Annotated in this window: 9 protein-coding genes and 1 pseudogene; 5 read left to right on the top strand and 5 right to left on the bottom strand. The window is 56.0% G+C overall.

Annotation, left to right across the window (positions count from 1 at the left end; translation table 11 throughout):
* Nucleotides 1-399 precede the first annotated feature (399 nt).
* The 3 genes and pseudogenes from AAGW05_RS05515 to AAGW05_RS05525 form a co-directional block, all read right to left on the bottom strand.
* Entirely contained in the window at nt 400-1,032 is a 633-nt protein-coding gene (locus AAGW05_RS05515; RefSeq protein ID WP_411803469.1) for a Type 1 glutamine amidotransferase-like domain-containing protein, read from the bottom strand.
* Between the two features lie 80 nt (nt 1,033-1,112).
* Entirely contained in the window at nt 1,113-1,934 is an 822-nt protein-coding gene (locus AAGW05_RS05520; RefSeq protein ID WP_411803470.1) for an alpha/beta fold hydrolase, read from the bottom strand.
* 102 nt (nt 1,935-2,036) lie between these two features.
* Nucleotides 2,037-2,819, bottom strand: a pseudogene (locus AAGW05_RS05525) (class I SAM-dependent methyltransferase).
* Between the two features lie 157 nt (nt 2,820-2,976).
* Between AAGW05_RS05525 and AAGW05_RS05530 the strand changes: the two are divergent.
* The 3 genes from AAGW05_RS05530 (at nt 2,977) to AAGW05_RS05540 (ending at nt 4,682) form a co-directional block, all read left to right on the top strand.
* Complete coding sequence (locus AAGW05_RS05530; RefSeq protein ID WP_411803471.1) at nt 2,977-3,648, top strand: maleylpyruvate isomerase family mycothiol-dependent enzyme; 672 nt, start codon at nt 2,977-2,979, stop codon at nt 3,646-3,648.
* A gap of 255 nt (nt 3,649-3,903) precedes the next feature.
* Nucleotides 3,904-4,356 carry a hypothetical protein gene (locus AAGW05_RS05535; protein ID WP_411803472.1) on the top strand — a complete coding sequence of 151 codons (453 nt, stop codon included), beginning with the start codon at nt 3,904-3,906 and terminating at the stop codon, nt 4,354-4,356.
* Nucleotides 4,353-4,682: a winged helix-turn-helix domain-containing protein gene (locus AAGW05_RS05540; protein WP_411803473.1), complete on the top strand. Its 330-nt coding sequence runs from the start codon at nt 4,353-4,355 to the stop codon at nt 4,680-4,682. The genes AAGW05_RS05535 and AAGW05_RS05540 overlap by 4 nt, the downstream gene beginning before the upstream one ends.
* A gap of 228 nt (nt 4,683-4,910) precedes the next feature.
* Here AAGW05_RS05540 and AAGW05_RS05545 read toward each other — a convergent pair whose 3' ends face one another.
* Complete coding sequence (locus AAGW05_RS05545) at nt 4,911-5,258, bottom strand: SdpI family protein (protein WP_411803474.1); 348 nt, start codon at nt 5,256-5,258, stop codon at nt 4,911-4,913.
* Between the two features lie 79 nt (nt 5,259-5,337).
* Entirely contained in the window at nt 5,338-5,997 is a 660-nt protein-coding gene (locus AAGW05_RS05550) for an HAD family hydrolase (RefSeq protein ID WP_411803475.1), read from the bottom strand.
* Between the two features lie 251 nt (nt 5,998-6,248).
* Between AAGW05_RS05550 and AAGW05_RS05555 the strand changes: the two genes are divergently transcribed.
* Both AAGW05_RS05555 and AAGW05_RS05560 read left to right on the top strand, forming a co-directional pair.
* The gene (locus AAGW05_RS05555; protein ID WP_411803476.1) at nt 6,249-6,491 is read left to right on the top strand and encodes a hypothetical protein; all 243 of its coding nucleotides are present in this window, start codon (nt 6,249-6,251) and stop codon (nt 6,489-6,491) included.
* A gap of 162 nt (nt 6,492-6,653) precedes the next feature.
* The gene (locus AAGW05_RS05560; protein WP_411803478.1) at nt 6,654-7,031 is read left to right on the top strand and encodes a hypothetical protein; all 378 of its coding nucleotides are present in this window, start codon (nt 6,654-6,656) and stop codon (nt 7,029-7,031) included.
* Nucleotides 7,032-7,380: the final 349 nt, after the last annotated feature.

A 7,380-nucleotide genomic window follows, 5' to 3' on the forward strand; every position in this document is an offset into this window, starting at 1 on the left:
CCGGCGGTTTTGTCGTTCATCGGTGACAATATGCGAAAGTTATCCACTTCTGTGGATAACTTTGTGAACAACTAGGGATAACTACAGTTTCGAAGATGGCTTGTGGATAGTTCGAATGGGTTGTCAACCGCAGTGGATAAGTCTGTGGGTTGTGGGAAAGGTTATCCACACTGTGGAGAACGTTGGGGATAGTGATTAATCTTGTGTTTCGGACGGGGCGGGTTGTAGGATCCCGAGCTGGATGACACTTGTCCCAGTTTCGTGTCACCAGCGTGTCACTTGTCCCAATTTCGTGACACCAGCGCCCATCACACGCGTAGGGTGTGGTGTTGGCAAGACGTGAGTTGGTGGTCGTTCCGTAAGGGGAACCTTGACCGGAACACTCAATCCAGTGTTCTCTCAAAGCAGCGAGACGCTGCAGCCGTCAACCACCAACGCCTGGCCGTCGCGAAGCGCCCAGTACTGTTTGCCATCTTGGGCGTAAGTAGCAGCCACCTGAGTCAGGATCTCGCGTTCCGGGTGATCCGAAGATCCAAGATGGGGCACAAAGGGTCGGTCCAGAATATTGAGGCCATCGAACTCGACAGCTCCGTAGAGTGACAAGGCATCGTCTGTTGGATCGCACTCTTCGAGACCCGACAAGCTCGGGGCGAGGACGCAACCCCCGGCGCTGAAACCGGCGTAGACCAGGGCATCCGCTCTGAGACGATCCACAATGAGTGCGTCGGCTCCCGATCGGGCCAGTGCGGCCCGGAGAGTGAAGACGTTGCCGCCCCGAACCCAGATGAAGTCCGGTTGGCCAAACTCCACAGAAAGGCTCTCGGCGTCGTGCGCCCGTAGGTCGAGCTCATGTGCCGTGAGTCCAATGCCCGTGAGATTCACGAGCTGGCGTTTGGTCTCTAAGCGTCGTATCTCAGGATCAACACCATCGAAAGCGTTCATGATGAGCCATCCGCGCTTTCTGCCTCGAACTAGGCCGGTGAAAACTTCGGGATGGTCACCAAGTTGGTATGAAGACAGGTAGAGGCGCATGGAGCCATTGTCCCTACTTATCCGCAGAGAGTCATTTTCCAATGAATTGTGCACGTCCGCGTCTGCCCATAGGGGAACGGCTAACGGGCACTGGGCTTGGTTGGAAGAAAGGAATTCAGGACGGATACCCAATCATCGAACGCGTCGAGATGCGCGTCGTGGCTGGCTCCGGGTAGATCGTAGTACTGGGTGTTGTGGCCACGCAGGACAAACTCGGATTTTTCGTCCGGAGTGAACATGCCGTTTTCCCCGTAAACCACCAACGTCGGCGCCTGGATGGATTCCCATTCTTCCCACCTTGGCATAGACACTTCGTTGATTGCGGAGACCATCACGTCTGGATCGAATCTGGGCCACAATCCATCGTTGCGTTCTTCCAAGTCAGCTGCCCAGGCTTTTTCGAGTGGGCCGTCACCGAGGAATTCGCGGGCCGCTGCATGGTTCGCGAAGGGGACTGGCCATGAACGGAAGAATTCGCCCATGGCGTCGTTTTGGATGTGATTGCCGCTGCCGGGCCCGGTTTCGAGCAGCACCAACCGGTGAATAAGATCGGGGCGGGCCGCGGCGACGAGCATTGCGGTGTGCCCGCCCATTGACTGGCCAACAAGTGTCACAGGCTCTCCGACGGCTGTTTCAATGACGTGAACCACGTCTTCGATAAAGGCTTTTCTGGAAAGGTCGTCGGGACGGCGGGTGCTGCGGCCGTGCCCCCGGAGGTCGATGAGGATCGTTCTGAATTCGGGGAGTGCAGCCGCAGTCTGGAAGAATTCCTTGGCGCTGCCAGCGAGTCCATGCAAGATCACGACAGCGTGGCCGTCGCCACCTGAATCAAAATAGTTGATCTGCACACTCGATCCCACGTCAATGATGAACTCGTGCAACGGTCGCGTATTGGAATCCATTCTTCAAAGGTAGCTCTCAGCGAGCTGGGTGCCGGACAACGCCTCAGAAGCGGAACCTCCTGCGGACACTTATTATGAGGTCTGCTTGAATTGCCGTTGGGTCTAACCTACGACTGGCTGTCCTGGCTGTTTGAGTCTAAAGGCGACCGTTATGTGCGGGAATCTGACAAGGCCTGTGTTAGGCGACGCTGCTTGTTCGCCCAGGCTGCGGATTTTGGTCAAGACGACGTTTCGGTCCGGTCTCTTCGCTACGTAAGACCAGGAGCTGGCGAGCTGAACGAGTTGGTCGACTGTCAGTTCGTAGTTGAGGGGGCATTCCTTGCGTTCAAAGGTGCCTCGTCCGGCCAACTCCTCGGGCACGCTGAGTGTTTGGTCGGTAGGGGTTCCGTTCGGTTCGACGATTGCAGCGAGTGCCTGGACCCACTCGTTGGTGCGGTCCCAGGTGTGCCAGGCCATGCCCATCATGCCGTTTGGCTTGAGTACACGGTCACATTCGGCTGTGGCCTGTTCGGGCTCGACCCAGTGCCAGGCTTGGAGGCAAATAATGGCGTCGACACTCTGTTCGCCCAAGGGGATTTATTCTGCTGATCCAATAAGGGCCGTGATGCCATCAGCGACTCCGGAGGGCAGTTCCTGGCAGGCGGTTCGGAGCACGGAGAGCATGTCTGCAGAGGAATCAACTGCAGTGACGGGGTGTCCGAGTGTTGCGATGGTCCGTGTTCCTAGTCCTGTGCCGGCTCCGAGATCCAGTACTGCCAGTCGCGGACCGCTCAAGGGTGATCCCAATAGCCACGAGACCACCTCCGCTGACCAGGCCGGGCGAACCTCATCATGCAGAACAGCGCCGTGAGTGGAAGCTGTTGGTGCGCTACGGGTCTGATTCATGCCTTCAGACTAACGATTATCAGGAGAGACTCTGCTTTGAACACCGAGGATCTGCTCCTGCAGGGGTGAAGAATGTGGTGCATCACAGCAACCCCTGCACGGTTGATCGGTGTCTTATCTGGATAGTGTCTGCCATCCCATGTCATTGTGAGCGCTTGTGGCAGAGTTGTCGGTGATCGAGTGGCGAAGAAAGGTTGATGTACTCGTGGATCTTGAGAGTAATCCGGAACTGGCGTCCCGATTGTGCCGTGAAGCGCAGGGGCGGTTGATGCGTCGCGTGTCCCAGCTAACGGACGAGGACGTCCAATCGTCAAGTCGGCTGCCGGGATGGACCGTGGGCCATGTACTGACCCATCTTGCTCGCAATGCGGACGCCCATGCGCGAAGACTGTCAGGTGCGCTGGGAGGCCGGGATGTTCCTAAATACCAAAGTGGTGAGCAACAGCGCAGCATCGAGATTGAAGACGGGGCAACGCGGTCGGCTAGTGAGATCATCGCCGATCTGAAAGCCAGCACGGAGTGTCTTGAAGAGATATTCACGCAATCAACTGCTGCAGGATGGCCCAATGGACATTTCCTTGGCGGAGGGCATTACGGTGTGGCTGGTTGCCCGGCACACAGACTCCGCGAGGTGGAGATGCACCACGTCGATCTCGGACTGGGCTACGGCTCGTCGGATTGGCCGGATGAGTATGTGGACTGGGAGCTTCCTGTATTGCTTGCAACCGTCCCCGACCGACTCGATTCATCTAATAGTCGGCAGTTGTTTATGGCATGGTTGGCCGGACGCGGGCCCTTGGACAGTGGGACAACGCTGAACCCCTGGTAGCCCTTAAATCCATCGAAACGCGCGGCCACAGAGAGAATAGCCGCTGGTGCCGAAAACCCTGCCGTACAAGGCCCGTATGCCGAACCCTGACTGGGACGACATTGGCGCTCGTATGTACCCACCCATAGTTGATATTTACATCTTTTTGCGGTGCCGGGACGGCAATAAGCGACATCGAAACTGAAACTACTTGCCAATTTGGAAAATAGTTGCAAGAGTAGACTTATTCAGTCGCAACTCAGCAGGGAGATCTCCATGAACGGCACCGCCACCCCAAGCCCCCCGAATGCCGAGCAGGCCAAGGCTCTACTGGACCAGGCTGGCCAGGTCGGGTCCAGCGTCAGATCCGGTGCAAGCTGGCCCGCGATTAGTTTCCTTCTCGGCCTTGGTGCTGTCTCTTCTATGGGAATCATTGCTTTCACATACGCTCGCCTGGCACCGGGTGCCCCCATAGCCCTACCCGCGGTACTCATGGGGGTTTGGGCGCTCATCCTAATGGGAACTGTCTTCTTTTTCACCCGCACCAACAAGCGTGGATTCGGCCTTCGCTGGGCCATCTACATGGGACTATGGGGAGTTCTTTGGTTCGCCGGGATGATGCTTCCCGCCTTCGGATTGTTTCAAGGGGAGGTCTGGTTTGCAGGTCTCGTGGCTGTACTTCTGACCGCATCGACGACGTCGTGTGCCTGGTACGAGGCCCGCCGATGAGCGCGCCATTAGCTGCCGATCACCCACGACACCAGCTCAACGACGCACTGGGACATCCCGTGCGATTCTCACTTATGGCGGCCCTAGCCCAGACGGAGGAGATCGACTTCGCCACACTGCGCGGCCACCTCCAGGTTTCGTACTCAGTCCTCAGTAAGCAAGCGTCCGTACTCGAAACGGCTGGATACATCGGAATCCGAAAGGGCTACCTTGGCAAGCGCCCCCGAACTTGGCTGAAACCAACCAAAGAAGGCGAGCGGGTGTGGCGAAACCACCTCGCAGCACTGCAAGAGATCGCCTTCCCATCATCGAAAGATGATCACTAATTACCGTTGAGCCCTTCATCAGGAGTCATCGACAGATTCCATCCGGGCGCTTGAACTAGGACTAAAATCCAATTGTCACCTGTGGTTTGCAACGCTAAATGTCGCATTTTTTGCTGCGGTAGATGTTGCAACACCAAACGCAATGACCCTTGGTTCACACTGTTTCGTAGGCGGAACGTTCAGCAGGATACCGTCCCTCTAAATCGAGTAAATCGAGCATGGTTGATGCTAATACGGTGTTGCTAGAACTAGCTTTGCGGCCTTTGATCCGGCGGACGCGCCAACGATAACGCCGATGAGCATGATGAGACACGATCCGAGAAGGAAGACTACTTGCAGTGCTTCCCCCGGGACAAAGGGAGTTGGAAGTAGGCAAATAATGGCGCAATAAATTCCTGTTAGAGACGGCCTTTTAGCTGCTTGGTGTCCGACGATCCATGTTTGTTCGGTTGCCATAATCGAAGGTATCCGAATGCCTGCCAGACCATTGACGCCAATCCGGCCATCCGCGCACCGCACGATGACAATGATTAGCAGAACGTAGCAGGCTAGAAGAAATACCACAGAGAAGATCATGCCCCCAGCCTAAGTCCTGCCACGGTCGGCTGGTTCACTTCACATATCGTCCTACATGCCGAACGCTGAGTGGAACAGTTCAGCCGACCAACAGACTTACGATCGAGAGGTTGCGACGATCCGGTGTGCCAATTCGTGGCAGGAGTAAACTTGTGATTCCGCTCTCCGTTGCAGCACCATCATGCGTGGAGCGATCACCCACCATCAGGGCACGACTAGGAGGTACTTCTAGCCGAGCAAGCGCTAGCTCAAAAATCTCAGCGTCGGGTTTCTGTATGCCGTGTTCAAAGGACAATACGTAGTCATCTATGAATTCACCAGCTCCTTGGTTCTCTAGAAGCGGGCGGATGTCGAAGTGAATGTCACTGAGGACTTGAATACGACATCCTTGCTCCTTCAAAGTCTGGAGCGTTGCCAGCGCATCAGGATACAGCGGCCGACTTTCAGGCCACTCGTCGGCGTGTAACAGGATCTCTGCAAGTTCCTGGTCCAGCCCCGCCCGCTGGAAGTGCAACGACTCCGCCGCGTAATATCTGCGGGCACTTGTATCGGAACCAGCCTGCGCGGCGACGACGTCAGGATCGTGTTCCCAACGGCGCAAGGATTCACAAACAGTTTGTACCCCATGGGGTTCGGCACGACCAAGCCTTGCGAATGCTAATTTAACTCGCTCCTCAGTGCTGGGATCGTGCACCAACGTGCCGCTCCAATCGAAAATCACTGCGTCAAAGTTATGCATATTGCAACCCTACGTGCAGTAAATCAGTTGGCGAACTCTACGTCACTTCCTCCGATAAAGGGTGTCACGCAAGCCGGTCGACACTCGGTTCATTTGGTCTTGGCCGCTAACAGCCGGCACAACTATGGTGCCCAGAGTGGTGATGTTCCACTTGGGAACCCCCTGCGGGACACCTGCGTCTAAAAACGCCGTGCGGCTAGGATTCAAGGACAGTGGGCTACGGCCATTCCTAAATTGGGGGAACAATACAGATGAAAATTATTGCGATAGTCGCATGGGTCCTGACTGCTCTCATCGTGATCCTTGGGTTCAATGCCGGTGCCACTATTTGGTTCTATATGGAGCCGGTGGTTGATGCCGTGCCTGACCCGGCTAGCTACTACATTGCCGTCACCGCGGGCTTTATGGCCCTGCTCATGAGTCTGGCCGTCAGTATCGGATTGACCGTCCATGCGGCTCGGTGCAATGTCAGTCGAAGTGCCCAACTCGCCTGACCGTAACTGTCAAAGGCTGTCCGACTGGGTAACCCTCAAAGGTCACCTCGATTGACAGAATCAACCCTGTGTTGGATGAACTATCTTTCCCTTACTGGCAGACTGGGCCGATGATCTCACTCACGATTGTTTTTCTGGCCACCACGACTCCACTCGCAGTGAATGGCGCAGGAGCGATCTGACGTGCTACGAATGCCACTGAAAGGATGGCTTGGACTGTCCTTCCTGTCCTTCATTGCCATCGGTGTTACGTATTTCATCGGGATATTCGCCTCCGGTAAGGACATTGACGAGACATGCGCGAAGGCCGGCCAACTGCTTGACAGAGACTATCGGGCGCAGAACTGGCTAGAACCGGGGCGGTTCTTCCCTCTCCACGACAAGTGCAACGCCGGTTATGACATGATTCCGGCCTGGATCAATCCTGCTCTGGTGATCTTCGCCGTTCTAATGGCCACATTTATCTGCGCGTTTATCGTCGCGGCAACCAAACGTTTGAAAGCACACCGACGAGAAAGCCATGTTCATGACAAGGCGTAAATTCACCCGCCGCAGTTTTCTCGGAGCTACTTGTCATTTTCAAAAGTCGACTGCACAAATTTCAGTACTCGTCTGCACAGCCTTGGTGCATCCGTAAGCGGAACCTCTCGCGGGACAGGGACATCCAGTGGACCTGTCAATCGCCCGCGCTTGGTGGCAGCTCGTCTCGATCAGCTCTCACCGACGCAGTGTCAATTCGGGGATCGTTTATCAGTTGCCGAAAGATGGGTAGCTCTGCGGCCACGATCAACGAATCTGGGTATAGACGACCACCCCATGCGAGGCGTCCGTCGGTGTCCCACGCGAACTCTGGGACCCTTCGTCCGGCCCGCACATCGTCAGGACTGAG

This window comes from Arthrobacter sp. LAPM80, assembly GCF_046736435.1.
Taxonomy (GTDB): domain Bacteria; phylum Actinomycetota; class Actinomycetes; order Actinomycetales; family Micrococcaceae; genus Specibacter.

What these genes read in the sequence shown, in the direction of transcription:
- AAGW05_RS05515 (WP_411803469.1), bottom strand. Translation starts at nt 1,032, where the DNA reads ATGCGCCTCTACCTGTCTTCATACCAACTTGGTGACCATCCCGAAGTT.
- AAGW05_RS05520 (WP_411803470.1), bottom strand. Translation starts at nt 1,934, where the DNA reads ATGGATTCCAATACGCGACCGTTGCACGAGTTCATCATTGACGTGGGA.
- AAGW05_RS05535 (WP_411803472.1), top strand. Translation starts at nt 3,904, where the DNA reads ATGAACGGCACCGCCACCCCAAGCCCCCCGAATGCCGAGCAGGCCAAG.
- AAGW05_RS05540 (WP_411803473.1), top strand. Translation starts at nt 4,353, where the DNA reads ATGAGCGCGCCATTAGCTGCCGATCACCCACGACACCAGCTCAACGAC.
- AAGW05_RS05545 (WP_411803474.1), bottom strand. Translation starts at nt 5,258, where the DNA reads ATGATCTTCTCTGTGGTATTTCTTCTAGCCTGCTACGTTCTGCTAATC.
- AAGW05_RS05550 (WP_411803475.1), bottom strand. Translation starts at nt 5,997, where the DNA reads ATGCATAACTTTGACGCAGTGATTTTCGATTGGAGCGGCACGTTGGTG.
- AAGW05_RS05555 (WP_411803476.1), top strand. Translation starts at nt 6,249, where the DNA reads ATGAAAATTATTGCGATAGTCGCATGGGTCCTGACTGCTCTCATCGTG.
- AAGW05_RS05560 (WP_411803478.1), top strand. Translation starts at nt 6,654, where the DNA reads ATGGCGCAGGAGCGATCTGACGTGCTACGAATGCCACTGAAAGGATGG.